At 67.2% G+C, this 22,399-nt stretch carries 25 protein-coding genes; 10 read left to right on the forward strand and 15 right to left on the reverse strand.

Annotated features, from left to right (window positions below; all coding sequences use genetic code 11):
- The 7 genes from Q7T84_RS19950 to Q7T84_RS19980 all read right to left on the reverse strand — a co-directional run.
- Positions 1 to 873 (reverse strand): chemotaxis response regulator protein-glutamate methylesterase (locus Q7T84_RS19950; RefSeq protein ID WP_304812573.1); only part of this gene is annotated, 873 nt, incomplete at its 3' end.
- Positions 870 to 1,754 (reverse strand): protein-glutamate O-methyltransferase CheR, encoded by an 885-nt coding sequence (locus Q7T84_RS19955; protein WP_304812576.1) that lies wholly within the window; start codon positions 1,752 to 1,754, stop codon positions 870 to 872. The genes Q7T84_RS19955 and Q7T84_RS19950, both read right to left, overlap by 4 nt.
- Complete coding sequence (locus Q7T84_RS19960) at positions 1,751 to 2,218, reverse strand: chemotaxis protein CheW (protein ID WP_304812666.1); 468 nt, start codon at positions 2,216 to 2,218, stop codon at positions 1,751 to 1,753. Before Q7T84_RS19960 ends, Q7T84_RS19955 begins: the two co-directional genes overlap by 4 nt.
- Before the next feature lie 2 nt (positions 2,219 to 2,220).
- The gene (locus Q7T84_RS19965) at positions 2,221 to 4,515 is read right to left on the reverse strand and encodes a chemotaxis protein CheA (RefSeq protein ID WP_304812578.1); all 2,295 of its coding nucleotides are present in this window, start codon (positions 4,513 to 4,515) and stop codon (positions 2,221 to 2,223) included.
- Positions 4,516 to 4,540: 25 nt separating this feature from the next.
- Entirely contained in the window at positions 4,541 to 4,906 is a 366-nt protein-coding gene (locus tag Q7T84_RS19970; RefSeq protein WP_304812580.1) for a response regulator, read from the reverse strand.
- A gap of 10 nt (positions 4,907 to 4,916) precedes the next feature.
- The gene (locus Q7T84_RS19975) at positions 4,917 to 5,198 is read right to left on the reverse strand and encodes an STAS domain-containing protein (RefSeq protein WP_304812583.1); all 282 of its coding nucleotides are present in this window, start codon (positions 5,196 to 5,198) and stop codon (positions 4,917 to 4,919) included.
- A 36-nt stretch (positions 5,199 to 5,234) separates the two neighbouring features.
- Positions 5,235 to 7,145, reverse strand: a complete 1,911-nt coding sequence (locus Q7T84_RS19980; protein ID WP_304812586.1) for a methyl-accepting chemotaxis protein — start codon at positions 7,143 to 7,145, stop codon at positions 5,235 to 5,237.
- Between the two features lie 592 nt (positions 7,146 to 7,737).
- Here Q7T84_RS19980 and Q7T84_RS19985 point away from each other — a divergent pair.
- From Q7T84_RS19985 to Q7T84_RS20005, 5 genes are all read left to right on the forward strand, one after another.
- Positions 7,738 to 8,928, forward strand: coding sequence for an acyl-CoA dehydrogenase family protein (locus Q7T84_RS19985; protein WP_304812589.1), 1,191 nt, complete (start codon positions 7,738 to 7,740; stop codon positions 8,926 to 8,928).
- Position 8,929: 1 nt separating this feature from the next.
- Positions 8,930 to 10,015 carry an acyl-CoA dehydrogenase family protein gene (locus Q7T84_RS19990; protein WP_304812591.1) on the forward strand — a complete coding sequence of 362 codons (1,086 nt, stop codon included), beginning with the start codon at positions 8,930 to 8,932 and terminating at the stop codon, positions 10,013 to 10,015.
- Positions 10,016 to 10,082: 67 nt separating this feature from the next.
- A complete protein-coding gene (locus tag Q7T84_RS19995) occupies positions 10,083 to 10,961 on the forward strand; it encodes a hypothetical protein (protein WP_304812602.1) in 879 nt (292 codons plus the stop codon).
- On the forward strand, positions 10,958 to 11,254 hold the full coding sequence (locus tag Q7T84_RS20000) for a UBP-type zinc finger domain-containing protein (protein WP_304812604.1): 297 nt from the start codon (positions 10,958 to 10,960) through the stop codon (positions 11,252 to 11,254). Before Q7T84_RS19995 ends, Q7T84_RS20000 begins: the two co-directional genes overlap by 4 nt.
- Positions 11,255 to 11,324: 70 nt before the next feature.
- Complete coding sequence (locus Q7T84_RS20005; RefSeq protein ID WP_304812606.1) at positions 11,325 to 12,026, forward strand: hypothetical protein; 702 nt, start codon at positions 11,325 to 11,327, stop codon at positions 12,024 to 12,026.
- Between the two features lie 8 nt (positions 12,027 to 12,034).
- On the opposite strand, the gene Q7T84_RS20010 is transcribed toward Q7T84_RS20005, so the two are convergent.
- Positions 12,035 to 12,340 carry a GNAT family N-acetyltransferase gene (locus tag Q7T84_RS20010; RefSeq protein ID WP_304812609.1) on the reverse strand — a complete coding sequence of 102 codons (306 nt, stop codon included), beginning with the start codon at positions 12,338 to 12,340 and terminating at the stop codon, positions 12,035 to 12,037.
- 142 nt (positions 12,341 to 12,482) lie between these two features.
- Between Q7T84_RS20010 and Q7T84_RS20015 the strand changes: the two genes are divergently transcribed.
- Positions 12,483 to 13,214 carry a bifunctional 2-polyprenyl-6-hydroxyphenol methylase/3-demethylubiquinol 3-O-methyltransferase UbiG gene (locus tag Q7T84_RS20015; protein WP_304812611.1) on the forward strand — a complete coding sequence of 244 codons (732 nt, stop codon included), beginning with the start codon at positions 12,483 to 12,485 and terminating at the stop codon, positions 13,212 to 13,214.
- 1 nt (position 13,215) lies between these two features.
- A complete protein-coding gene (locus Q7T84_RS20020; protein WP_304812613.1) occupies positions 13,216 to 13,629 on the forward strand; it encodes a secondary thiamine-phosphate synthase enzyme YjbQ in 414 nt (137 codons plus the stop codon).
- Between the two features lie 10 nt (positions 13,630 to 13,639).
- Here Q7T84_RS20020 and Q7T84_RS20025 read toward each other — a convergent pair whose 3' ends face one another.
- The 5 genes from Q7T84_RS20025 to Q7T84_RS20045 form a co-directional block, all read right to left on the reverse strand.
- Complete coding sequence (locus tag Q7T84_RS20025; RefSeq protein ID WP_304812615.1) at positions 13,640 to 14,107, reverse strand: GFA family protein; 468 nt, start codon at positions 14,105 to 14,107, stop codon at positions 13,640 to 13,642.
- A gap of 78 nt (positions 14,108 to 14,185) precedes the next feature.
- Positions 14,186 to 15,244 carry a trans-aconitate 2-methyltransferase gene (locus Q7T84_RS20030; protein ID WP_304812617.1) on the reverse strand — a complete coding sequence of 353 codons (1,059 nt, stop codon included), beginning with the start codon at positions 15,242 to 15,244 and terminating at the stop codon, positions 14,186 to 14,188.
- A 115-nt stretch (positions 15,245 to 15,359) separates the two neighbouring features.
- Entirely contained in the window at positions 15,360 to 15,998 is a 639-nt protein-coding gene (locus Q7T84_RS20035; RefSeq protein ID WP_304812619.1) for a VOC family protein, read from the reverse strand.
- Complete coding sequence (locus Q7T84_RS20040; RefSeq protein ID WP_304812621.1) at positions 15,998 to 16,501, reverse strand: hypothetical protein; 504 nt, start codon at positions 16,499 to 16,501, stop codon at positions 15,998 to 16,000. Before Q7T84_RS20040 ends, Q7T84_RS20035 begins: the two co-directional genes overlap by 1 nt.
- A 128-nt stretch (positions 16,502 to 16,629) precedes the next feature.
- Positions 16,630 to 17,025, reverse strand: a complete 396-nt coding sequence (locus Q7T84_RS20045; RefSeq protein ID WP_304812624.1) for a hypothetical protein — start codon at positions 17,023 to 17,025, stop codon at positions 16,630 to 16,632.
- An 80-nt stretch (positions 17,026 to 17,105) separates the two neighbouring features.
- Between Q7T84_RS20045 and Q7T84_RS20050 the strand changes: the two genes are divergently transcribed.
- From Q7T84_RS20050 to Q7T84_RS20060, 3 genes are all read left to right on the forward strand, one after another.
- Entirely contained in the window at positions 17,106 to 18,089 is a 984-nt protein-coding gene (locus Q7T84_RS20050; protein WP_304812626.1) for a YafY family protein, read from the forward strand.
- 148 nt (positions 18,090 to 18,237) lie between these two features.
- Positions 18,238 to 18,735, forward strand: a complete 498-nt coding sequence (gene gloA / locus Q7T84_RS20055; protein ID WP_304812629.1) for a lactoylglutathione lyase — start codon at positions 18,238 to 18,240, stop codon at positions 18,733 to 18,735.
- A gap of 72 nt (positions 18,736 to 18,807) precedes the next feature.
- Positions 18,808 to 20,553, forward strand: a complete 1,746-nt coding sequence (locus tag Q7T84_RS20060; protein ID WP_304812632.1) for an amylo-alpha-1,6-glucosidase — start codon at positions 18,808 to 18,810, stop codon at positions 20,551 to 20,553.
- A 15-nt stretch (positions 20,554 to 20,568) separates the two neighbouring features.
- On the opposite strand, the gene Q7T84_RS20065 is transcribed toward Q7T84_RS20060, so the two are convergent.
- Both Q7T84_RS20065 and Q7T84_RS20070 read right to left on the reverse strand, forming a co-directional pair.
- Entirely contained in the window at positions 20,569 to 21,399 is an 831-nt protein-coding gene (locus Q7T84_RS20065; RefSeq protein ID WP_304812635.1) for a PIG-L deacetylase family protein, read from the reverse strand.
- Positions 21,387 to 22,394, reverse strand: coding sequence for a serine hydrolase (locus Q7T84_RS20070; protein ID WP_304812637.1), 1,008 nt, complete (start codon positions 22,392 to 22,394; stop codon positions 21,387 to 21,389). The genes Q7T84_RS20065 and Q7T84_RS20070 overlap by 13 nt, the downstream gene beginning before the upstream one ends.
- Positions 22,395 to 22,399 lie beyond the last annotated feature (5 nt).

Here is a 22,399-nt window from a genome sequence, read left to right on the forward strand (position 1 = left end):
CTTCTTCATGGACATTAGACCGGCCGCGCCGTCCCGGCCCATGCCGGTCAGAATGGCGCCGACGGCGGGACGATTCAGCTTGGCGACGGACTCAATCAGCGCGTCGACGGAGGGGCGGTGGCCGTTGATCGGTTCGCCCTGGCGCAGCCGGATGACCGGGTGCGAGGACGAGGTGACTTCCATATGCGCATCGCCGCCAGGCGCGATGTAGACGTGGCCGGCCTGCAGGCGATCGCCGTCCCTGGCCTCTGTGACATGAGCGCCGGAGATCTTGTCGAGCCGCGCGGCGAAGCTCTTGGTGAAGGTCGCCGGCATGTGCTGGGTGATGACGGTCGGCGGGCAGCTGTCGGGGAAGTGCGACAGGATGGTCATCAGCGCCTCGACCCCGCCGGTCGACGATCCAATGGCCAGGATCGCGTCGGAAGCCCGATAGTCGCGATCACGCTCCACCGGGATGATCGGGCCGTTGTAGGGCCTCACCCGTGCGCGAGCCGCAGCCTTCACCTTGGCGGTGAGGTCGGCGAAAGCTTCCTGGGCGGTGACGCCGCCCACGGGCTTGCCCACGCAGTCCACGGCGCCGAGTTCCAGGGCTTGCAAAGTCACGTCGGCGCCGGCCTGGGTCAGGGTCGAAACCATCACCACCGGCGTCGGCCGCAGGCGCATGATCTTTTCCAGGAACTCCAGCCCGTTCATCTTCGGCATCTCGATGTCGAGCGTGACGACGTCGGGATTGAGCTTCTTGATCTGCTCGCGCGCTTCGATCGGATCGTTGGCGAAGCCCAGGACCTCGATCTCGGGGTCGCGCTTCAGCGCCGCCCCGATCAGGCCGCGCATGGTGGCGCTGTCGTCTACAACCAGGACGCCGACGGTCATCGCACAGCTCCCTTGACTGCGTAGGTGGTGAGGCCGGTGGTCTCGAACAGGTTGGCGCCCGGGCCTGAGACCCGTTCGGAATGGCCGATATAGAGCGTGCCGCCAGGCTCCAGCAGCGGGGCGAAGCGGCTCCAGATGCGTTCCTGGGTCGGCTCGTCGAAATAGATCACCACGTTGCGGCAGAAGATGACGTCGAACTTGCCCTTCATCGGCCAGTCGCCGATCAGGTTCAGCTCTCGGAACGACACCAGGGTCCGCAACTCGTCGGCCACTTCCCAGGCGCCGCCGGCCGCCTTCTTGAACCACTTGCGGCGTAGGTCGAGCGGAATCGGGGTGACCGCGTCCTCGCGGTAAATCCCTGCGCGCCCTTCGGCGATCATGTTCGGGTCGATGTCCGTGGCCAGGATCTTTACGTCTAGGTTCGCCGCGTCCGGCAGGGCCTGGAGCACGGTGAGAGCCATGGAGTAGGGCTCCTGGCCGTTGGAGCAGGCCGCCGACCATAGGCGGATCCGGCCGCCGCGCCGGGCGCGCTCGACCAGCTTTGGCATCACCACGTCGCGCAGGTGGTCGAAGTGGTGGGGTTCGCGGAAGTAGCGGGTCACGTTGGTGGTGAGCGCCGCCATCATGGCCTGGCGTTCGTCGACACCCTGCTTGTCCTCGACCAGGGCGCAGTATTCCCGGAACGAGCGCAGCCCGAGCGAGCGCAGGCGCTTAGCCAGGCGCGAATAGACCAGGGCGGCCTTGCCCTCGGCCAGCGCGATGCCGGCGTGGCTGTGCAGGATCTGGGCGATCTGCTTGAAGTCGTCTTCGGTGAATAGGAACTCACCTTCGACCAGGCCGGTCCCCGCGCCCTTGGAGCGGGTCTCAAAGGTCGTGCTCATGCCGCCTCGGCTTCCATTTCAGGCAGCACGCGGTCGAGCGAGATCAGGCTGACCATCCGTCCGTCGATGGCGAACAGGCCCTTCACGAACATCTTCACCGTGTCGCAGGCGACGTCGGGGGTGGGCTGAACCATGTCGTCGCTGACATCGATGATGTCGCTGACCGCTTCGACCAGCAGGCCCAGCGTGCGGCTGCCGACGGTGACGACCATGATCACATGGCGGGCGCTGGGCTCGCTGGTGGTCAGGCCCAGCCGGGCGCCCAGATCAACGATCGGCAGCACGGCGCCGCGCAGGTTGATGACGCCCTTCATGTAGGATGGCGTGCGCGGCAGGGGAGTGGCCACGGTCCAGCCGCGGATCTCGCGCACCTGCATGATGTCCACGCAGAATTCCTGGTCGGCGATGCGAAAGGCGATCAGTTCGCGGCGCGCGCCGGCGTGTTGGGTCGAGGGCTCGGTCATGGTCATCCGGCCATTCGCTTTTCGCTTTTCGGCGCCGGCTTACGCCGGTGCTGGGTGGTCACGAGCGCATCGACGTCGAGGATAAGCGCGACGCGGCCGTCACCCAGGATGGTGGCCGCGGCGATGCCGTCGATCTGCTGATAGTTGGCTTCCAGGCTTTTGATCACCACTTGGCGCTGGCCCTGGATGGCGTCGACCAGCAGCGCCGCCTTGCCGCCGCCTTCGCTCTCCACCAGGACGGCGACGCCCTGGCCAGGTTCCATGGGCGTGTCGCGGAAGCCGAGCGCGACGCCGACGTCGATCAGCGGCACGAAGGTGTCACGGATCCGGATCACCGCGTCCTTGCCGCCGACCAAGTGCACATCCTCGGCGCGTGGGGTCAGGCTCTCGACGATCGCCGACAGCGGGGTGACCAGGGTCTGCTCGGCGGCGGTGACCACCATGCCGTCCAAGACCGCGAGGGTCAGGGGCAGCGACATCGTGAACTTCGAGCCCTTGCCGGGTTCCGAAGAGATCGAGATGCGGCCGCCCAGGCCCTGGATCGACCGGCGGACCACGTCCATGCCGACGCCGCGCCCGGAGATGTCGGAAACGGTCTCGGCTGTCGAGAAGCCGGGCAGGAAGATCAGGTTGTCGATCTCTTCGTCCGACAACACGGCGTCTTCGTTGATCAGGCCCTTTTCGAGGGCGATGCCGCGAACCCGGGGACGGTTGATGCCGCGACCGTCGTCCTGGATCTCGATCACGATGCGGCCGCCGCGATGCAGGGCACGCAGTTTCACGACGCCTTCAGCCGGCTTGCCGGCCTCCGCGCGACCTTCAGGCGTTTCGAGCCCGTGATCGATGGCGTTTCGCAGCATGTGGGTGATCGGGTCGGACAGGCGCTCGATGACGGTCTTGTCGACCTCGGTGCCTTCGCCCTCCATCAGCAGCTTCACGCGCTTGCCGGTCATGTCGGCGACTTCGCGGACCAGGCGCGGCATGCGCTGGAACACCGACTTCACCGGCTGGGCGCGGATGGCCATGACGCTGTCCTGGATTTCCCGGGTCAGCAGTTCGAGGTCCTCGAGGCCGAGCACGACGTTGGAAGAGCGGGCCAGGCCGCTTTCCAGCACGCGCTGCGACAGCATGGCTTGCTGGATGACCAGTTCGCCGACCGCATTGATCAGCCGATCGACACGGTCGAGATCGACGCGGATCGTGGCCTGCTGCGCGGTGGCGGGGCCGCCGGCGTTGGCGGCGACAGGCGGCGCGGACTTTGCCGCGGCCATCGGTGCGGCCACCGCGGGGGGCACGGGTTCGGCCTGGGCGCGCGCGATCAGGGCGGCGACGTCCAGGTCTTCGGGCTCGGGCTCGGCGACGGGTTCCGGCGCGGCCTCGGCGGTGGGGGCGTCGGCCTGGACCCGAGCCAACAAGGCGGCGATGTCGAGCGGGGCGTCGGCGCTGGCGGCGGCCAGCTCGTCATCGCTCAGCGGCTGGTCCGGCGGCGAACCGGCGCCGCCTTCCTGGGTGATCGTGATGGCGCAGTCGTCTTCGACGAATTCGAAGACTTCGCGAATGTCGGCCTCGCTGGCCTCGGTGGTCAGCCGGATGGTCCAGTTGAGATAGGAGCTTTCGGCCGCCAGTTGGTCCAGAGGCGGCAGGGCCGCGTCGTCCAGCATGACTTGCGTCGCGCCGAGACGGGCCAACTCGCGCAGCACCAGGCCGGCCTCGTTGGCCTTGGCGTACATTTCCGTCTTCGGCGCGAACTCAATGACCCAGATGCCGGCCGGGGGAGCCTCGGGCTCGATGGCCAGGGGCGCAAGGTCCAGGTCGAAGGCCGGAGCTTCAGCCTCATCGCTGTCGATACTGACGGCCATGGGCACGAAGCCGAAGTCCTCGTCGGCGCCCAGGTCCTCAGCGCCGGCGAGATCGTCACCGATCAGCGCCGTGAGTTCGGAGAGCATACCCGCCGAACGGGCCTCGTCGACCACGCCGCCGTCACGGGCCGCGGCCACATGGTCGGCCAGCACGTCAAAGGCGCGCAGCAGGGTTTTGGCGACCTCGTCGGTCAGCTCCATCTTGCCGGAGCGAAGTTCGTCCATCACCGTTTCGAAGACGTGGGCGAACCGGATCAGGTTTTCCAATCCGAACGCGCCGGCGCCGCCCTTTACCGAGTGAACGGCGCGGAACACGGCGTTGATCGTCTCATCGTCAGCCTCGCCCGTCTCCATCGCCAGCAAACCTTGCTCGGCGTCGGTCAGGAGTTCGTCGCACTCCTGGAAGAAGGTCTGCTTGATGCTCTCGAACGGATCCAACTGGACGCTCCGGATCAGGGATGGGTTAGGCGGCGACTCGACGGACGGCTTCGACCAGTTTGACCGGGTTGAACGGCTTCACGATCCAGCCGGTGGCGCCGGCGCTACGGGCCCGCTCCTTCTTGGCTGCATCGCTCTCGGTGGTGAGCACCAGGATCGGCGTGGCGCGGTGATCGGGATTGGCGCGGACGCCTTCGATCACGCCGAAGCCGTCGAGGCGTGGCATGTTGATGTCGGTGATCACGACGTCGGCGCCGTTGGCTTGCAGGACTTCTAGTCCTTCAACCCCATCGACCGCCTGGATCACGGTGTATCCAGCCTGAACCAGTGCATGGTTCAGCATTTCCCGCATTGTGCGGCTATCGTCGATCGTCAGAACGGTCTTGCTCACAAGAGTCCCCCTAGGCCTCGAATTGCAATTCGGGTTCACCGAATGCAGCCAATTGCTCTGAAAAGACTGAAGACTGTTGCTCCACAGTTAAGCTGTGCCCGTCTTCGGCCCACATTTTTCGCGCGGACATCAAAACCTGGAGGCAGAGACCGCCCAGACGGGTGACCTGCGAGGCGTCCAGCGTCAGCGGACGCCCCCGCAGGGCCATCAGCTCAGCGCGCAGCGGCTCGGCCGCTTGCAGGTCCAGAACAGGCTGCAGGCTCACCACGACGGGTGTTGCTAGCTCCGACATCGACACTCCCCCCAAAGGCCCGCGGTTGGCGGAGCCTTAGAATTCTTCCCAACCGTCTGTTTCGGGCTCCGACTTGCGGAGCGCCGAACCGTCGCGGCTCGAACGCTTCATCTGCGCGGCCGGCGCGGCCGGACGGCGTCCGGACGAAACGGCCTGCATATGACCGATCTTGAACCGTGCGACAGATCCGGCGAGCGCCTCGGCTTCATTGGCGAGGGCATGGCTGGCGGCTGTCGATTCTTCGACCATGGCCGCATTCTGCTGCGTGACCTGATCCATTTGATTAACGGCGCCGTTGACTTCGGCGAGGCCGGTCGCTTGCTCCAGGGCGCTGGCGGCGATCTCACCGACCAGGCTGTCGATCTCCGCGACCCGGCCGACGATGCGCTGGAGCGCGTCGCCCGTCTCGCCGACCAGGTGCACGCCTTGTCCGACCTGCTGGGTGGACGAGGAGATCAAGGTCTTGATTTCCTTGGCGGCTTCGGCCGAGCGCTGGGCCAGGGCCCGCACTTCGGAGGCGACGACGGCGAAGCCTCGTCCGGCCTCGCCAGCCCGGGCGGCCTCGACCCCGGCGTTCAGCGCCAGCAGGTTTGTCTGGAAAGCGATCTCGTCGATCACCCCGATAATCTGGCTGATTTGTTGCGCCGATTGTTCAATTTCGCTCATCGCCGCGACGGCTTGCCGCACGACTTCACCACTTTTCTGGGCGTCGCCGCGGGCGGCGAGCACGACCTGGGCGCAAGTCTTGGCCCCGCTGGCCGTCTTGTTGACGGTGGCGGTGATCTCATCGAGCGCGGCGGCGGTCTCTTCCAGGCTCGCGGCCTGCTGCTCGGTGCGACGCGACAGGTCGTCGGCGGCGGTCGAAATCTCGCCGGCGCCGTTGCGGATGCCGCTGACATTGCTGACCACCACGGTCATGGCGTCTTGGAGCTGTCCCATGGCCGCGTTGAAGTCGGTCTGCAGCTTCACGTAGTCGGCGGGGAAGGTTCGGGTGATGCGGTGTGTCAGGTCGCCCTGGCTCAGGCGCTCCAGCCCCTCGGCCAGGCCCAGGACGACATCGGCCTGTTCTTGGGCCGCGGCGGCGCGGCCGGCCTCGTTGCGGGCGCGTTCGGCCTCGACGGCGGCGGCTTGTTCGGAGGCCTGTTTCTCCAGGCGCAATTTCTCGATCCCGGCTTCCTTGAAGACCGAGACAGCCTCGGCCATCTGGCCGACCTCGTCCTTACGGCCCATGGCCGGGATGGCGGCGGTGAAGTCGCCCTGGGCCAGCCGGCGCATGGCCGCGGTCATGGCGTTCACCGGCCCGGCGATCATGCGGGTGAGCAGGAGGCCCAGGCCTATGGCGAACATCACGGCCAAGGCCAGGCCGATGACCAGCGAGGCGTAGGCGTTGCGCGTGGAGTTGATCTGCACCTGCTGCAGTTCATCCATCTTCGCCATTTCGGATTGGACGACCGCGTCCATTGCGTCCTCGACGGGCGAGATCAATTGGTCAGCCAAGCCGTCGGGGCCGACCATGGCCAGGGCGTCGGGCAGCGTGATCGGATCGGCGCTCAGGCGGACGCCGGCGTCCACGACATCCGAGCGCCACTTGTCGGCGCCCTTGCCGGCGAGATCGACCTTGGCCGCCAGTTCGGGGGAGTCGATCAGTTGCTCGCGGGCGGCGTCCAGGCGCTGCTTGAAGTTCGCCCGGTGCTTGTCGACCCGTTCCAGGTAGTAATCGTTCTTCGAGAGCAGGTAGCCCCGATAGCTGTTCTCTTGCCGCGTGAGGTAGAACTTCGCCTCGCTGAGCGCGGTGAGCGTCTCCCGGCTCTCCTTGATCTCGATGCGGGCCTCATCGAGCGCGCGCAGGTTCACGAGCATCGCGCCCCCCATGCCGGCCATGGTCAGGGTGACGGCGGTAAAGCCGAGCGCCAGCTTGCGGGAGATCTTCAAGTTGTCGAACAGCACTGCTCTTCCTCGGTTCTTTAGCGTGTGGCGCGGGGCGGGGCGTGATCCGCGCTGACGCGGCCTGGCGCTATATCCAGCAACGGTTTTCTGGAAAACTCTCTCATCCGGCGTCTCGAGTTCTCTTTCACTCGATTGATCTGAATTGCCGACAGAGAGGATTCCAATTGGTTCAATTTAAGCTTTTTGAATTCTTGGCGTCCGGGAGTTGCATTGAGCATGGCTCCTTCCAGCGCGTGTGTCGTCGGTAGCCGCCGGCTCTTGAAGAAAGAGTTACCGCGTTCGGCGACGGCGGCCAGTTTCCCAGCAAAAGCGGGGGGTTGAGGGCGAGGTGCGACAATCTGGCACGCAAGGTCGTGGCGTTTCAGGGGAGGTCGATCTCGGCTGGGCCGCCATCGGCGCCGTAGTCACGAGTTGTTCGTGGACCGGTGTTTCATGTTGAGATCAAGTTCATTCCGAGAATAAATCTAAGGATGGGTATGGCGTTGGGGCCTCGTGATCTTCCACAGGGCATGGGCGCGCTTCCGCCGGGTCATACTTGCGGTTGGCGACCTGGAATGCTCGCCTAGGCCGAACGATTGGCGGGAGAATATCGATGGATCTGAGGCTCACGCCCGAGATGGAAGCGTTCCGTGAAGAGGTGCGGGCCTTTCTCGCCACTCATCGCGACCACTATGCGGGCGACGCCGGCGCCCGGCCGCGCGAGGCGGCTCTGCAATGGCAGCGACTGCTGATCGAGAACGGCTACGCCGCGCGCACCATCCCGAAGGCCTATGGCGGTTATGGCGCCGAGCCCGACATCTTGAAGACCCGGATCATCGCCGAGGAGTTCACACGCGCCGGCGCGCCGCGCGGCTTCGCCAACCAGGGCATCTCGATGCTGGTCCCGACCCTGCTGGAGGTCGGCTCGGAAGAGCAAAAGAAGCGATGGATCGGCCCGACCCTGCGCGGCGAGGTCGTCTGGTGCCAGGGCTATTCCGAACCTGGCGCCGGCTCGGACCTGGCCTCCCTCCAGACCAAGGCGATCGAGGACGGCGACGATTTCGTAATCTCGGGTTCAAAAATTTGGACAAGCACCGCGGCGCAAGCCGACATGATCTTCTGCCTGGTGCGGACCGAGCCTGACGCCGCCAAGCATGACGGGATTTCGTACATCCTGTTCCCGATGACCACGCCGGGGATCGAGGTGCGGCCGCTGAAGACCATGACCGGGTCGGCTGAATTCAACGAGGTGTTCTTCACCGACGTCCGGGTTCCGCAGAGCGGGGTGGTCGGCGGGCGTGGGCGGGGGTGGTTCGTGGCCAACGCCACGCTCAAGCATGAACGCGGCATGCTGGGCGATCCCAACGCCACCGAGGCGCGGATGCATTCGCTGATTGAACTGATGAAGACCGAGACGCTCGACGGTGAGCGGCTGATCGATAATCCGGTGATGTGCGACCGGCTGATGCAGCTCCAGGCCCGGGTGATGGCCCAGAAGTTCAATGGCTTGCGGCTGTTGACCTCGTCGATGACCGGCGAGCCGGCCGGCATGGCCGGGCTGGTGGTCAAGCTGCAGGGCTGTGAGTTGAACCACCAGATCGCGGCCCTCGCCATCGACGCGCTGGGCGAACTGGGCGTGCTCTACGAGGACGGCCCGCATCTGCGCGCCAAGGGGAGCTGGCAGTGGAACTACATGTTCGACCTAGGCCTGATCATCGGCGGCGGTACGGCGCAAATCCAGAAGAACATCATCGCCGAGCGGGGCCTGGCCCTGCCGCGCGAACCTAAGCTTGCGAGCGTCTGACATGGATTTCTCCATCACCCCCGACCAGCGTCTGATGCAGGATAGTCTGGTCCGCACCCTGACCGTGGCGAGTTCGCTGGATCGGGTGCGGAGTTTCGCCGGCGACCCGTCGGACAAGGGCGCGGATATCCACGCCGCCCTGGCCGACTTCGGCCTGTCCGGCATTCTCATTCCCGAGGAGTTCGGCGGGCTGGGCCTGAGGCTGCTGGACGCCGCCCTGGCCGCCGAGGCGCTGGGCCGCTCGGTGTCGCCCGGTCCGTTTCTGGGCGCCTATGTGCTCGCCCCGCTGGCCCTGCGGTTGGCCGGCTCGAAGAGTCAGCAGTCGGAATGGCTGCCCAAGATCGCCTCGGGCGAGATCATCGCCGGCGTCGCCATCGCCGAACAGGTGGCGGGCGCGCGCGACGGCGCCGGCGTCACGGCCTTGGGCGGCAAGCTTAGCGGCAAGGCGCTGTTCGTCACTGACGCCTTGATCGCCGACATCTTCGTCGTCGCCGACCAAGCCGGCGACCTGCATCTGGTGCGCGGCGACGCGCCAGGCCTGACCCGCTCGGCGATGACCACGATCGACCAAACCCGGCCGTTGGGCGAGGTCGGGTTCGACGGCACGCCGGCCGAGCGCCTTGAAGGCGGGGCCCACGCGCTGGACTCGCTGCGCGACGCCGGCTGGACGCTGCTGGCCGCCGACACCCTGGGCGCGGCCCAGGTGATGATCGAAAAGGCGGTCGACTACGCCAAGGAGCGCCGGCAGTTCGGCCGCGTCATCGGCTCGTTCCAGGCGGTGAAGCACATGTGCGCCGAGATGGCCGCCGAGTTGGAGCCCTGCCGCTCGCTGGTCTGGTACGCCGCCTACGCCTTCGACGACGCGCCGGGCGAGGCCTCGCTGACCGCGGCCCACGCCAAGGCCCACCTGTCGGAAGTCGGCCGCTTCGTGGCGCGGACCTCCACCGAGGTGCATGGCGGCATGGGCATCACCGACCTGCTGGGCCTGCACTTCTGGTTCAAGCGTATCGGCCTCAACCGCCAGATGCTGGGCGGACCCGAGCGGGTTCGCCGTCTGGCTGCGCAAATCCAGGGCCTGACCGCCTGAGGCCGCGCGCCGGGCCTTGCGCCCGGCCGCCAGGCGGTTAGCGTTCCTTCAGGCAATCGGAGGTTCCATGGCCGCGCCGCAGCGCATCCTGATCCAGACGACCATCCCGCCGGTGGTCGATGACTGGCACGTCGGCCGGTTCTCGCTGCTGGCGCAGTATCTTCGCGGCCTGCGGGGCGAGGATGGCGCGGCCTTGTTCGAGGTGGTGGCGCGAGACCGGGCCTCGGCCAATGACGGCGCCGATCCGGTGCTGGTCAATATGGACGAAAGCGATTTCGACCAGCTCTGGCTGTTCGCCGTGGACGTGGGCGATGGCCTTAACGCCGAGGAATGCGCGGCGATCAGCCGGTTTCGCGCCGCGGGCGGCGGGTTGATGGTGACGCGCGACCACATGGACCTTGGCTGCTGCGTCTGCTCGCTGGGCGGGGTGGGCAAGGCCCATCACTTCCACTCCACCAACCCCGAGCCGAACCCGGAGAGTTGGCGACCTGATGACCTGGAAACCCCCAGCATCCTCTGGCCAAACTATCACTCCGGCTCGAACGGCGACTTCCAGACGATCCGCGCCGAGGGCGCGCCGCACCCCTTGCTGCGCGATCCCGACGCGCCCGGCGGGGTCCTGCCGTTCTTGCCGGCCCATCCGCATGAGGGAGCGGTCGGCGCGCCGCCGGACGAACCCTCCGCCCGGGTGATCGCCACCGGCGTCAGCCAGACCACCGGCGTGCGCTTCAACCTCGCCGTCGCTTTTGAACGCGAGGTTGGCGGGGCGGGCGCGGCGGTGGCGCAGTCCACCTTCCATCACTTCTGCGACTACAACTGGGATCCGCGCGCCGGCTGCCCCAGTTTCGTCAGCGAGCGGCCCTCCGACCGCATCCTCGTTGATCCTCGCGGCCGTTGGTCGACGGAGCGCTATGTCCGCAACCTCGCAACCTGGCTAGCCCGATGACCTGCACGCACGGCGCGTTCCTCAAGGCGGTGACCCCGTCCGCCGACGGCTGCGAAGACTGTCTTAAGATCGGGGCGGGCTGGGTTCATCTGCGACTGTGCCGCGCCTGCGGCCATGTGGGCTGCTGCGACGACTCGCCGAACCAGCACGCCACCAAGCACTTCAAGGCCACCGGCCATCCGCTGATCGAGACCTATGATCCGCCGGATGGCTGGGCCTGGTGTTACGTCGACGAGGTGATGCTCGACCTCGAAGACGACACCACGCCGCACCCCCCAGGTTGGCGGTACTAGCCCAGAGATAGGCTCCGCAATTCGGTCGCCAAGCGCCGGGGACGGCGCCATGAGAGCGCAGGGGGATCGGATGCACGACGCACGGGACGAAATCGCGGCGCTGAACAACGCCGAGTGGTGCGCCGCGATCTGGCGCTCGCACGGTTTGCCGGTCGAGACGGCTCACGGCCTGTGGTTCTGCCCGCGCCCGACCCCGCAATATTATCCCAACGTGGTGACGGTGGAGCTTGGTGCGGATCCGATGGCGCAGGCCCGCTTCGTCAGCGATCTGCGGCGGGCCGTTCCTGACCTCGACCTGAGCGTGAAGGACAGTTTCGCCTGCCTCGAGCTAGAAGCCGCGGGGCTCAAGCCGCTATTTGACGCGCGCTGGCTCTGGCGGGCCGCGCAGTCAGCGCCGGCCGGCGGCGAAGCCTTGGAGTGGCGGCGGATCGAGAACGAACCGGATCTCGCCGCATGGGAGCGCGCTTGGCGCGGCGAAGATCAGAACCCCGAGCGCATCTTCCATCGCGAGTTGCTAGCGGATCGGCGGGCCAGCGTGCTCGGCGGGTTTGACCCGGCAGGAATCCTGGGCGCTGGCGGCGTCGCCTACGACGCGGCCGGAGCGTTGGGCGTGACCAACATCTTCGGATCGCGCCGCCGGTTCCTCGATGCTCTCGGCGCGTCGGCGCCGGGCAGGCCTGTCGTCACCTACGAAGCCGGCGGCGATCTGGCCTCGGCTGAACGCAATGGCTTTACGATGCTCGGCGCCTTGCGGGTCTGGGTGCGCGCCTAGGGTTCGCTTCAGGCGGGGGTCAGGGTCGCCCGCTCGTCGGGATGGACCATGGCGTGCAATTCGGGTCGCTTGGCGATGTAGGCCTTGAAGAACGAGCAGTGCGGGCGAACCAGCAGGTTCTGCGCCTTGGCGTAGGCGAGGCCGGCCTCGACGAGGCGTTTGCCGACGCCTTGGCCCGCGAAGGCGTCCGGCACCACGGTATGCGGGAAGATGATGCTGTCGCCCTTCACTCGGTATTGGGCGAAGGCGACGGCGTCGCCTAAGCGGATTTCGAATTGGCTATCGGTACGGACGACGTCGGGCAGGTCGGTCATGAACGCTCCTCTTCGTCAGCATCATGCGCTGACGCGGTGGCCCTCGCCAATGGGCCTGTCCTCGGGCGAAATGAGTGCGCCATGGGTGGTGGGCGCGCGCTGGCGGGGCCTACAGTCGGCGGCGTAGGAGACCAGGCAGGCGATGGCGCAGAACATCTACGATCAAGCCGAATTCTTCGCGGCCTATAGCCAGCTTGGCCGTTCGCTCGCCGGGCTGGATGGGGCGGCGGAGTGGCCGGCCCTGCAAGCCATGCTGCCGGAGATGGACGGCCTCGACGTCGTCGATCTCGGCTGCGGCTTTGGTTGGTTCTGTCGCTGGGCGAGGGAGAACGGCGCGGCCCGGGTGTTGGGGCTGGACCTGTCGGAGAAGATGCTGGCCCGGGCGCGCTCGGGGACCTCCGACGCGGCGATCACCTATGAAGTCGCCGACCTGCAGCACCTGGCGCTGCAGGAGGGCGGGTTCGACCTGGCCTATAGCTCGCTCGCCTTTCATTATGTGGAGGACGCCTCGCGGCTCTATGCGCAAATCCACCGCGCCCTGCGGCCCGGCGGGCGGCTGGTGTTCTCGACAGAGCATCCGATCTATATGGCGCCGACGTCGCCCGGCTGGGCGAGCGGCGTTGACGGGCGACGGATCTGGCCGCTGAACCGGTATCTGGTGGAAGGCCCGCGAACGACCGACTGGTTGGCGCCTGGGGTCGTCAAGCATCACCGGACCTTGGGGACGACCTTGAACGCCCTGATCGCTGCCGGCTTCAGGGTCACGCATGTCGAGGAGTTCTGTCCGACGCTTGACCAGATCGCCGCCCAACCCGCCCTGGCCGAGGAGGTCGAACGGCCGATGTTCCTGCTGGTCTCGGCCGTGCGGGGTTGAGATGAACATCGCCGTCCACACCCTCGACATCCCAACCAGGGGCTCGGGGCTGCACGACGTCACAGAGGCGGTCGGCGCCTGGCTGGCCGGTCAGGAGGCATGCCAAGGGCTGCTGACCATTGTTTGCCCGCACACTTCAGCATCGCTGCTCATCCAGGGGCGCGACGAGGACATGAAGGCCGACCTCGAAGCGTTCTTTGTGCGCCTCGCGCCGCAGGTGGCCGGGCTCTACGACCATGACATAGACGGGCCGGACGACATGCCGGCTCACATCCGCGCGGCCCTCACTCAGGTGCAGTTGGGCGTGCCGGTGATCGACGGCGCCCTGGCGCTGGGCCGTGGCCAGGGCATCTATCTGTTCGAGCATCGGACCGATCCCCAGCGCCGCCAGGCTTTGCCCCACCTGATCTGGTAGGTCGCCCCTGTCAGGTCGCCGGCGTGGCCACCTGCTCGGCATAGCCTTGGATCAGGCCGTCGAACGCCTCGAAGGGCGGGAAAGCTTCGTAGCTGTGAGGGGCTCCGGTGGCGGCCCAGGGCAGCCCTTCGCTGGTGAAGGTCTCAATGAAGGGCGTGAACCAGCTGGCGTCGTCGAGCATGGTCGGCCGCAGGTTCACGAAGAAGTCCATGCCTTCGGGCCGGGTGAACATCCAGCTCATGCAACGCGGGCAGAAGTAGTGGCGGGTGGCGCCATGCAGGCCGCCGATCACCGGTTCGCCCTGAGTGATTTCGAACCCGTCGCTGGGGATGGCGGCGCTGAGCGAGAAGGCGCTGGCGCACATCTTCTGGCAGCCCGCGCAGTGGCAGGCCATGGTCACGAGCGGCGGCGCGCTGATCTTCAGCCGTACCTGTCCGCAGCGGCATCCACCCTCCCAGGGCAGGCTCGGCTGGCTCATCTACTCATTCCCTTCGCGGTCGTCGATGACCGGAAATCTAGATGAACCAGCCGCCCCGCGCCTCGACAATCGAAGCGCCTACGGCCTCACCTCGAACACCATGTTGAAGGGCGTTTCGGTCGCTCTGCGGAAGCGGGTGAAGCCGGCGTCCTGCGTCACCTTCTTCAGCCGCGCTTCGCCGGCCTGGGCGCCGAGGCCAAGGCCGACCTCCTGGCTGAGGGAGGCGGGCGTGCAGATCATGGTGGAGGCCGAGTAGAACAGCCGGCCGACCGGGTTCAGGTTGTCGGCCAGGTCGTCGTTGGCGAACGGCTCGACCAGCAACCAGGACCCGCCGGGCGTCAGATGCTCGCGGATGTGCCGCGCGGCGCCGACCGGATCGCCCATGTCGTGCAGGGCGTCGAAGATGGCGATCATGTCGTAGTCGCCGCCGTCGAAATCCTTGGCCGAGGCGACGGCGAACTCGACGCGATCCTCCACGCCCGCCTCCTTGGCCGCTTCCCGCGCCCGTTCGATGGAGGCGGGATGATAGTCGAAGCCGTAGAATTGCGAGTTGGGATAGGCCTGGGCCATCAGCACCGTCGAGGCGCCGTGGCCGCAGCCCACGTCGGCGACCCGTGCGCCGGCGCGTAGCCGATCCTCGACGCCGTCCATCGCCGGGATCCAGGTGCTGGTGAGGTTGGCGTTGTAGCCTGGGCGGAAGAACCGCTCGGTGCCACGGAACAGGCAGGCGTCGTGTTCGTGCCAGCCCATGCCCTTGCCGGTCTTGAAGACCGCCGTGACCTTGGGTTCGTCGCGGAACATGGCTGCCAGCAGTTCGAACCCGCCGGCCATGAAGGCCGGTCCGCCGTCGTCGGCGAAGACCGCCGACTGTTCGGGGCTCATGGAGAACAGGCCGGTGGCGCGGTCATAGTCGATGTATTCGGCGGCTGCCTGGGCTGAGAGCCATTCGCGGACATAACGCTCGGACGTGTCGGTGGCGGCGGCCAGTTGGCCGGGGGTGGCGGGTCCGATCTCGGTCAGGGCTTTGTAGAGGCCGAGCTTGTCGCCGACGATGACCAGCGCGGCGGAGACGGCGGCGCCCATGTCCCCAACCATCTTGCCTTGGAAGGCCTCGAGTTTGGATTGATCCACTTGCACCTTGCCCTCCTTTGGCTGGGGCGTGCGTCGGATCACGGTGTTATTTCACTCTTCGATCAACGGTGGAACATACGAGGCCGTGCAACTGGGCGCGCCGGACGACGCGTGATTGTGCTTAGCCGGGGACGTGGTCGAGGGACGAGAGCCGCACGAGGCCGGTGGGTGTTTCGAGCGCGGCGGTGATCGCGGGGGGACCCGCCCGGACGTCGACCTCGATGTCCAGCTTTTCCAGCAACGGCCCCAGGCTCCAGGCCTCCGGGTGGCTCAGGCTCAGCCCGGCCAGGCTGCAGCCGTCCTGCGTGTCGTCGGCCGGGTGGGGACTATCGCCCCAGTCGATGAAGAACGGGACCAGCGGGCCATAGGTGTGGCCGGCGGGGATCAACAGTCGCCAGCGCACCAGCCGGCCGGTGGGCAATTGGCGCGACATCGGGATGATCCCGGCGTGCGGCAGGCCGGCCTGCTCCAGCTTGACGGCGACGCGGTCGAGCCGGTCGGTGGCGACGGCGAAGGTGTGCAAGACGGGTCCAGCCAGCTTGGAGAGGCTAGCGGCGGGCGTTGCGATGTTGGCCTGGGCCGGATCCGGGGCCAGGATCTCTAGATAGCTGCGGCCCGAAAGGCCCAGGATCGCATTGCGCGTGCCGGCGCCAGGATGGGCGCCGCCGGTGATGGCTCGCCGTCCGGTGCGGGTCTGTAGCTCGTCGATGGCGCGGTCGAGGTCCGGGGCGGCCCAGACCAGGTGATCGATCCGCGCCATCAGGAGGCGCGTCGCCGGAACGGGGTGACCACGTCGTCGTGGCGGATGGGGGCCGGGGCCGGTCCCGCCTCCACTGGCGGGAGCCGTAGGACGAAACCGTGCATCTCCAGCGCCTGGGCGACGAGGCAGGCCGCAGCCGGGAAGGGAGCGCGGGGCTGGTCGGCCAGCAGCCAGGCGAGGTGGGCCTCCATCCGGGTGTAGTCCTCAGCCTGGGCGGCGGCGAACAGGGCCAGGATCGACTGCTCGTCGCGAGTCATGCGGTAGGAGCCGGGCGCCGCCAGCGTCACCTTGCGCCGGCCGTTCTGGCCCAGCTCGCGGACGAAGACCGAAAGAGCTGTCAGGGCCTGGACGCCCATCGGCCCGCAGGACTCCTCGAACTGGCGGCGGATGAGATGGCAGTCGCCGGCTCCGAAAGCCGTGGCCCGGAACGCCCAGAGCAGCATATGCTCTCCCTGCAGCAGGTCGCAGAGTTGGGCGGGGGCGATGTCGTCGGGCTGTGGCATGGGATGCGCGCTCCTCAGACTCGAAGCCTATTGCTAGTGAGAATGACTCGCAACACTAGTTTTGAGCTCTGACGAACTTCGTAGGTCGGGATTCCCGATAGGGAGGGCAGACGCCGAGACGGTAGGACTTAGGCGGCGGCGGAGTGGCGGATGGGTTCGGGGGCGAAGCTCTCTTCGTCCCACAGCGAGTCCCATTCGGCCCAGCGATTGGCGGCGTCGCGCAGGCGGGCGTCGTCGCGGACGGTGATCACCTGACCCTCGCGTTCATCCCAGACCACGGTCAGGTCGGCCAGCCGGGCGGCCCCGCCGTCGAGTTTCCCTTGAGCTTGAAGGTCCTCGATCATCTCGGCGCTGAGGCGCAGCTTCAGGCGATCGCCGGCCATATGGACCGCGACGTCGGCGTGGGTGATGACCTGGTCGATCATCTGCGTCGTGGCCGGCGCCATCGGGCGGCGGGCGTCGAACAGGAATAGCGGTTCCTGGTAAGCGCGGCGGAAGCGGGTCACTCGGTTCGTGGAGGGCATCGGGAGCTCCTTTCGTCTCGGCATGATCTTGATAGAATGCCGATGCGTCAGAATCGGACGCATATTTCCGGGGAGAACAAATGAGGCACGAGAAGGCGGCGCGGCTGCTGGAATTGGCCCGGATGCTGGCGGCCTCGGCCGAGGGGCTGACCCTCGACGAAATGGCCGACCGGCTGGACGTCGGCCGGCGCACGGCCGAGCGGATGCGCGACGCGGTCCGTGAAGCGTTCCCCCAGATGGAGGAGGTGGACGACCCGCCGACCCGGCGGTTCCGCATCCCCTCGGGGCTCGACGGCATCTTCCAGGCTCCGAGCGCCGATGAGTTCGCCGCCCTGCGGGCGGCCGCCGAGCAGTTCAAGGCCGCGGGGGCCAGGACGCGGGCGGGGGCCTTGCAGTCGCTCGAACAAAAGGTCCTCTCCGCCATTCGCGCAGGGGCGCGCCGCAAGCTCGCGCCGGACATGGAGGCCTTGCTGGAGGCCGAGACCATGGCGATCCACGCCGGACCGCGTCCCTTCGAGGACGATGAGATCCTGGGCGCGGTGCGCGAAGCCATTAAGTCATTGAAGCGACTGCGGTTCCGCTATGAAGGCGGTTCATCGCCCGGTCGGGTGCGGGAGATCACTCCTTTTGGACTGCTGTTCGGCCGCTCGAACTACCTGGTCGGGGCCGAGGGCGAGTCGGTCGAGCCGCGCACCTGGCGACTCGACCGAGTGCGCGATATCGCCGTGTCCGACGCGCCTGGAACCCGACCCGAAGACTTCTCGCTGCAGGCCTTCATGCACCGCAGTTTCGGCATCTATCAGGACGAGGTCGAGGAAGTGGCGCTGCGGGTCCTGCCGCATGGCGCGGAGGAGGCGCTGGGCTGGCGGTTCCACCCGACCCAGGTCGTAGAGGCGCAGGCAGACGGCAGCGTGCTGGTGCGGTTCACGGCCGGCGGCATGCGCGAACTGGCCTGGCACCTGTTCACCTGGGGCGACAAGGTGCAGATCCTGGCGCCGGAACGCCTTAGGACGATGATGCGTGAAGAACTGGCCGTGGCGCTGCGGGCGCACGGGCAGGCTTAGCGGCCATATTCCCACTGCTCATCCCGGCGAAAGCCGGGACCCAGATCTCTTCGGCCGCAGCTGTTTGGATCAGCTTTGAGTCTGTAGAACCCGCGTCTGAGCTACCCATCTGGGTCCCGGCTTTCGCCGGGATGAGCGGAGTTTTAGAATGAGCGAGACCGACGGGTTCGTGCTGAACCAGACCATGCTGCGGATCAAGGATCCGGAGAAGACCGTGCCATTCTATCGCGATGTGCTGGGGATGACCCTGCTGGATCGCTATGATTTCGAAGCAGGCAAGTTCTCTCTCTACTTCATGGGCTATCCGGGCGGCGATATCCCCAGCGACCCAGCCGAGCGGGTGAAGTGGGTGTTCGAACAGCCGGCGCTACTGGAGTTCACTCATAACTGGGGGACCGAGAGCGACCCCGACTTCGCCTATCACAACGGCAATTCCGACCCGCGCGGCTTTGGCCATATCGGGCTGTCGGTGCCCGACGTCGCCACCGCCTGCATCCGGTTCGAGGAGCTGGGCGTCGAGTTCGTCAAGCGGCCGAACGACGGGGCGATGAAGGGGCTGGCCTTCATCAAGGACCCGGACGGCTACTGGATCGAGATCGTGTCGGGCCCCAATCTACGCGACATCATCACCGCGGTTCGCCGCTAGGGCCGCGCGACCGAACGACGGGTTTCCGCGTTCATAGATGCTAGAGCGTGTCGCAGCAGCCGGAGTGGTCCATTGCCAGAAGCTGTCCTGAAGGCGCGCCCTGACGGCCTGGTCGAAAGCAAGCAGGCCGTGGTGCTGCCGATCATGGCGCCGCGACTGCAGGGCGAGCTTTCCGCCAAGGGATCGGCGGATCTGGCCCTATGGGGCGAGGGCGATCTTGGGCGACTGCGGTTCACCAGCCTGGACGGACCCTATGTCTACGGCCCCAACAGCCTGAGCGCGGCGACGGGAGCCGTCCACGTCGCCCAGGAAGCCCCGGTGATGGTGATCTGCGGGGCGACCTATCGCGGCTTCACGCCCGCCAAGCACTGCGCCAGTTGGGATCGAACGGCCCATCCGAAGAGCCATGTGAAGCGCGAGAAGGGGCGGCGGCGGATCGACTTGCCGTGGGCCAATGTGCTGATCGAGCAGCGCGGACCTGACCTGGTCGTCGCGGCGGGCACCGATATCGGCGAGGCCGAGCGCGCCTTGCGGTTCTCAGTCGAGACGATCATCGGCGAGGCGGTGGCCTATGCCGCCCACTGCGACCGGATGCCGGAGGCCGATCCGGTGTTGCGCAGCATGGTGATGCAGGGAACGCACGCAGCGCTCTCCAGCGTGCGACGCGACGAGCGCGGGCGCTTCGACGGCCTGGCGGCAGGGTTGCACTACTCGGCCCCCGCCCGGACCTATTACCGCGACGGATACTGGACGCTGCAACTCCTGCTCGATGTGGCGCCGGCCATGGTCCACGAACAGATCGAGATCCTGGCCTCGGGTGTGCAGGCCGATGGCGAGGCGCCCAGCGGCGTGATCGTTTCAGGCCCGGAACAAGCCCGCGCCTGGGAGTATCTGCGGACCACCGCCTTTGGCATGGACTGGATCCACACCCGCTCGATCGACTGGTGGAGCGATCACTTCGACAGCCCGCTGTTCTTTATCTTGGCTATCGGCGACTACGTGCGGGTCACCGGCGATCTCGAACCGGCCGAGCGCCACTGGCCGCTGGTGAAGGCGATCTTCGCTCGCTACCGCGCCTTCACCCAGACCCATCTGCCGGTGAAGCCGCGTCACGACCGCGACTGGGCCGACAATGTCTATCGCGGCGGCTATGTCGCCTACGATCTGGGCCTCTGGGTAGGCGCCCTGGACGCCATCGCCAAGTTGGGCGCGCGCCTTGATCCCCCGCTTGGCGAGCAGGCCAAGGCCGTGGCGGTGACCACCCGCGCGGCCATCGAGACCGAGCTGTGGCGGCCGGACGGCTGGTACGCCGACTATGCCGCGCCCGAGGGGCTGGAGGATGTCGAGCCGACCCTCGAGGATCACCTGACGTTGGACAGTCTGACACTGCTGCGCCACGACGCGGTGTCCGAGCCGCGGGCGCTGCAGGTGCTGGAGGCGGTGCGCCGCCGGCTGGAGACCCGGCACAATGCAGACCAGTCCTATGGCGACTGGGGCATGATGTGCGTCTACCCGCCGTTCAAGCACAGCGCCGACACCCATTCGAAGTCGTCCTTCGCCTTCCGCTACCACAACGGCTCCGACTGGCCCTGGCTGGACGGGGTCTATGCAGAGGAGCGGCTGCGGCGCGGCCTGCCGGGCTGGCGCTATCCGATGGTGCGGTGGTGGGAGATCTGCCTGGAGAAGGGCTGGATGGGCGCGGTCGAGTACTTCTCGCCGCCCTGGGGCCGGGGCTCGCTGCTGCAGGGCTGGTCGGGCATGCCGGCCGCCGTGGCGCTCAAGTACCGCGACGTGGTGCTGAAGGGCGACTTGGATTGATGGGCCGCAAGCCGCTCAGCGGTCCACCGCCAGGGTGAAATACTCGCGGTCGAACAGCCGGTAGTAGAGCCAGGCCGGGACGCGGTCGTAGTAGGGCTGGACGTCGGCGATGATCTTGGCCTGGGACTTGTGGACGTCCAGCAGCCGACGTTTGATCTTGGCTTGGCGGGCGATCGGGAAGGCCAGGGTGGCGGGCGGCAGGCCGCGAGCTGGGTCGCTCGGGTAGTTGTCGCGGAACGCCTGGACCAGCTTTAGCGCCAGGGAGATCAGGGCCTTGGGCAGGGTCGCCTGATAGAGCCGGGTCACCGAAGGGGCGCTTGCATCAACCACGTCGCGCACCCAGCGGCCGGTCTGGACGTGGTCTGGATGGCCGTAGAAGCCGACCTTCTCGTCGAAACTGACGATGACGCCGGGCTGGAAGCGCTCGATCAGTCCGGCGATAGCCGCCTTGGCCGCGGCGGGGTCGGTGGTGGCCAGGCCGCTGTCGGGGAAGTTTAGCACCTCGACGTGACTGGCGCCGAGCAGCGCGCCGGCCGCCTTGGCCTCCTCGCGGCGGACCTTGGCTAGGTCTTCGCGGGAATAGCCGGTGTCGCGGGCGGCCTCCCCGGCGGTGAGGTAGATGAGGGTCAGGTCGGCGCCGGCGCTGGTCAGGGCCGATAGCGTCCCGGCGCTGGTGATCTCGTCGTCGGGATGGGCCCAGATCGCCATGATCCGACGGGGCGCGCCGGTCGCGAAGAGATCGCGGCGGATCGGAACCCTCATGTCGTTGAGCCGCGCGCGCGCCAGGATGAAGGCGACCAGGATTAGATCGGCGATGACGAAGAAGGCGATGATCAGCGGAAGCACTGCACCACCTCGCCGACCCACGCCTTGAGGGCGTCCTTCTTGTCCAACGGCGTGGCGCCGTGGCGGACCAGGATCAGGTCGAGGTCGGGGACCAGCACGGTGTACTGGCCGTCATAGCCGTTGGCCGAGAACGAGCCGGGGCCGGCGATGTCCAGCCACCAGTGGGCGCCGTAGCGACCCTCGGCCACGCCGGGTTGCTGGAAGGTGGGCGTGCGGGCGTAGTCGACCCAGCCGGGCGGCAGCAATTGGCGGCCTTCCCAGACGCCGCCGCGCAGATAGAGCAGGCCGAAGCGGGCGAAATCATGGGCTGTGGCGAAGCAGTAGGACGAGCCGATGAAGGTGCCGGCCGCGTCGAACTTGGGGATCGGGCTCTTCATGCCGAGCGGCCCGAACAGGCGCTCCCACATGAAGCTCTTGAGGTCGTCGCCTGCCGCCTGGCCGGCGAGCCTGGCGATGATGTTGGTCGTGCCGCTGGCATAGGACCAGAAGCTGCCGGGCGCATGCTCCAAGGGTTGGCTGGCGGCGTATCCGGCGACGTCGCCCCGGCTGGCGCCCAGCATCTCGATGACGTCGGAGGTGTGGCCCGGGACATAGTCCTCGATGAACTTCAGGCCGCTGGACATGCGCAGCAACTGGTCAAGGGTGATGGGCGCGCGCGGATCGCCCTCTGCGCTCCATTCGGGCGCGGCGGCTGGGGCGTGGATATCCAGCTTGCCGTCGCCCACCAGCAGTCCGACCAGGGCCTGGGTGATGGACTTGGCCTTCGACCATGACGGGTAGGTGGCCCCAGGGCCGAAGCCCTCGCCATAACGCTCGAAGATCAGCCGGCCGCCCTGGAACAGGGCGAAGGCGTGGGTGGCGCCGACCTCCTCGCTGGCGAAGGCCTGGGCCAGCAGCCTATCGAAGCTGGCGCGGTCCAGGCTCGCGGGCAGGTCGCCTTGCGGCCAGGCCTCCGTCGGCCAGGGAACATCGGCGGGTTGGGCGGGCAGGGGCATGAGGC

This window comes from Phenylobacterium sp., from assembly GCF_030654915.1.
In the GTDB taxonomy this organism is placed as follows: Bacteria; Pseudomonadota; Alphaproteobacteria; order Caulobacterales; family Caulobacteraceae; genus Phenylobacterium.

Excerpts from the sequence above, each read along its gene's own strand:
- Q7T84_RS19955 (WP_304812576.1), bottom strand. The coding sequence starts at position 1,754 with ATGAGCACGACCTTTGAGACCCGCTCCAAGGGCGCGGGGACCGGCCTG.
- Q7T84_RS19960 (WP_304812666.1), bottom strand. The coding sequence starts at position 2,218 with ATGACCGAGCCCTCGACCCAACACGCCGGCGCGCGCCGCGAACTGATC.
- Q7T84_RS19975 (WP_304812583.1), bottom strand. The coding sequence starts at position 5,198 with ATGTCGGAGCTAGCAACACCCGTCGTGGTGAGCCTGCAGCCTGTTCTG.
- Q7T84_RS19985 (WP_304812589.1), top strand. The coding sequence starts at position 7,738 with ATGGATCTGAGGCTCACGCCCGAGATGGAAGCGTTCCGTGAAGAGGTG.
- Q7T84_RS19990 (WP_304812591.1), top strand. The coding sequence starts at position 8,930 with ATGGATTTCTCCATCACCCCCGACCAGCGTCTGATGCAGGATAGTCTG.
- Q7T84_RS19995 (WP_304812602.1), top strand. The coding sequence starts at position 10,083 with ATGGCCGCGCCGCAGCGCATCCTGATCCAGACGACCATCCCGCCGGTG.
- Q7T84_RS20000 (WP_304812604.1), top strand. The coding sequence starts at position 10,958 with ATGACCTGCACGCACGGCGCGTTCCTCAAGGCGGTGACCCCGTCCGCC.
- Q7T84_RS20005 (WP_304812606.1), top strand. The coding sequence starts at position 11,325 with ATGCACGACGCACGGGACGAAATCGCGGCGCTGAACAACGCCGAGTGG.
- Q7T84_RS20010 (WP_304812609.1), bottom strand. The coding sequence starts at position 12,340 with ATGACCGACCTGCCCGACGTCGTCCGTACCGATAGCCAATTCGAAATC.
- Q7T84_RS20015 (WP_304812611.1), top strand. The coding sequence starts at position 12,483 with ATGGCGCAGAACATCTACGATCAAGCCGAATTCTTCGCGGCCTATAGC.
- Q7T84_RS20020 (WP_304812613.1), top strand. The coding sequence starts at position 13,216 with ATGAACATCGCCGTCCACACCCTCGACATCCCAACCAGGGGCTCGGGG.
- Q7T84_RS20025 (WP_304812615.1), bottom strand. The coding sequence starts at position 14,107 with ATGAGCCAGCCGAGCCTGCCCTGGGAGGGTGGATGCCGCTGCGGACAG.
- Q7T84_RS20035 (WP_304812619.1), bottom strand. The coding sequence starts at position 15,998 with ATGGCGCGGATCGATCACCTGGTCTGGGCCGCCCCGGACCTCGACCGC.
- Q7T84_RS20040 (WP_304812621.1), bottom strand. The coding sequence starts at position 16,501 with ATGCCACAGCCCGACGACATCGCCCCCGCCCAACTCTGCGACCTGCTG.
- Q7T84_RS20045 (WP_304812624.1), bottom strand. The coding sequence starts at position 17,025 with ATGCCCTCCACGAACCGAGTGACCCGCTTCCGCCGCGCTTACCAGGAA.
- Q7T84_RS20050 (WP_304812626.1), top strand. The coding sequence starts at position 17,106 with ATGAGGCACGAGAAGGCGGCGCGGCTGCTGGAATTGGCCCGGATGCTG.
- gloA (WP_304812629.1), top strand. The coding sequence starts at position 18,238 with ATGAGCGAGACCGACGGGTTCGTGCTGAACCAGACCATGCTGCGGATC.
- Q7T84_RS20070 (WP_304812637.1), bottom strand. The coding sequence starts at position 22,394 with ATGCCCCTGCCCGCCCAACCCGCCGATGTTCCCTGGCCGACGGAGGCC.